The 1,649-nt window shown below is 52.0% G+C and carries 3 protein-coding genes; all 3 read left to right on the forward strand.

Annotated features, from left to right (window positions below):
• On the forward strand, positions 1-607 hold a 607-nt coding region (locus Y887_RS17795; protein ID WP_046965620.1), incomplete at its 5' end, for a phage capsid family protein.
• 55 nt (positions 608-662) lie between these two features.
• Complete coding sequence (locus tag Y887_RS19630) at positions 663-1,052, forward strand: hypothetical protein (RefSeq protein ID WP_001140442.1); 390 nt, start codon at positions 663-665, stop codon at positions 1,050-1,052.
• 50 nt (positions 1,053-1,102) lie between these two features.
• Complete coding sequence (locus Y887_RS17805) at positions 1,103-1,564, forward strand: hypothetical protein (protein ID WP_001370499.1); 462 nt, start codon at positions 1,103-1,105, stop codon at positions 1,562-1,564.
• Positions 1,565-1,649: the final 85 nt, after the last annotated feature.

The raw sequence follows: 1,649 nt of genomic DNA on the forward strand, positions 1-1,649 counted from the left end.
AGCGGCAGATATGTTTTCTATTGGCCTGGTGGGCAATCTCTCCCTGTTCATTGCCGAAATGGCGCATCCGTTACAGCAGGTTCGTCTGTCCGGTGATGAACTTAACGGAGAAGATCCATATTACGTCCTGTACGTCACGCCGCGTCAGTGGAATGACTGGTACACCTCGACGTCCGGTAAGGACTGGAACCAGATGATGGTTCGTGCCGTGAACCGTGCAAAAGGTTTTAATCATCCGCTGTTCAAAGGTGAATGTGCGATGTGGCGCAATATCCTGGTTCGCAAGTATGCGGGTATGCCGATCCGTTTCTATCAGGGGTCAAAGGTTCTGGTATCAGAGAATAACCTGACGGCAACCACGAAAGAGGTCGCTGCTGCAACCAATATTGACCGCGCCATGTTACTGGGGGCTCAGGCGCTGGCAAATGCTTACGGTCAGAAGGCGGGCGGTCACTTCAACATGGTTGAGAAGAAAACGGATATGGATAACCGTACTGAGATAGCAATCAGCTGGATCAACGGTCTGAAAAAAATCCGTCTCCCCGAGAAGAGCGGCAAGATGCAGGATCACGGCGTGATTGCCGTTGATACAGCAGTGAAGCTCTGATTTTTTCCTTTCCCTATGCCGGGTTTTCGCCCGGCTTTTTCAGGAGTCATTAATTATGGCAAAGACTATCCTTGCCCCGTCACTGAGTGAACGGGTCTATACGGGTACGCACGGTAATGAGTCGGTGGCAGAAGGCGTATTTACGGTGAATGCTGCGGAAGCGGACAGTGTTATTCATCTTCTCTCACTGCCAGTGGGCATCCGTATCAACTCACTCCAACTGGTTTCAACGGGTGGTCTGGGTACTGCAACCGTCAGCATTAAGTCCGGTGAGCATGCTCTCATCGATAACAGCGAAGCTGTTTCTGCAAAATTTGCCAGATATGTGCCAGTGGAGCCGTACACCACACAGCGTGACGGGGAGCTGGTTACTGTCACCATTAAGACTGCCGCTGCAACCGGCACCCTGAATGTTCTGCTGCGTTATACCGTGGTGGGATACTGATTAAAACCTTCCGGCCCGCGTCATGCGGGCTTTTTATCCGGGGAATTTATATGAGCGAGAAAATTGCCGTTGTCTATATCGGCCCAAAACCCGTGAAAAAGGACACCATTACCGGAAGTCGCACGCTGTTCCCACGTCTTGAGCCGGTGCATGTTGACAGCGCGATGGCCTGGCAACTGCTGGGGTTTCCGGATGTCTGGGTTCGTCATGAAGAGCTTGATGATGTTCTGAAAAAGCAACAACAGAATGAGCAGTTGCGGCAGGCACAGCAGGCGCAGGAAAGAGTGCTTGCTGCGCTGGTAGAAGCGGAGAACAGTTTTGTTGTTTCTGTTAACGGGCAGGAGGTGGATTTAAGTAAGCTCACCTCAGCACGGCTGGCGACGCTGTGTGAGGCAGAAGAGCTGGATATTCACAAAGACCCGAAAGAAACGGCTGAGGCATTCCGTATCCGGGTGCGTGAGGCATTTCGCCGTCGTGTTGCGGAGACTGAACAGCATGGCGGAACTGAGTGATTTTTTACCGTATGTCCGTCGTCATATCAGCGGACCACTGAACATTATGATGACGGATGCTCTGGCAATGGCTGCCGAGGCATTC

The sequence above is a fragment of the Xanthomonas pisi DSM 18956 genome (genome assembly GCF_001010415.1).
Taxonomy (GTDB): domain Bacteria; phylum Pseudomonadota; class Gammaproteobacteria; order Xanthomonadales; family Xanthomonadaceae; genus Xanthomonas; species Xanthomonas pisi.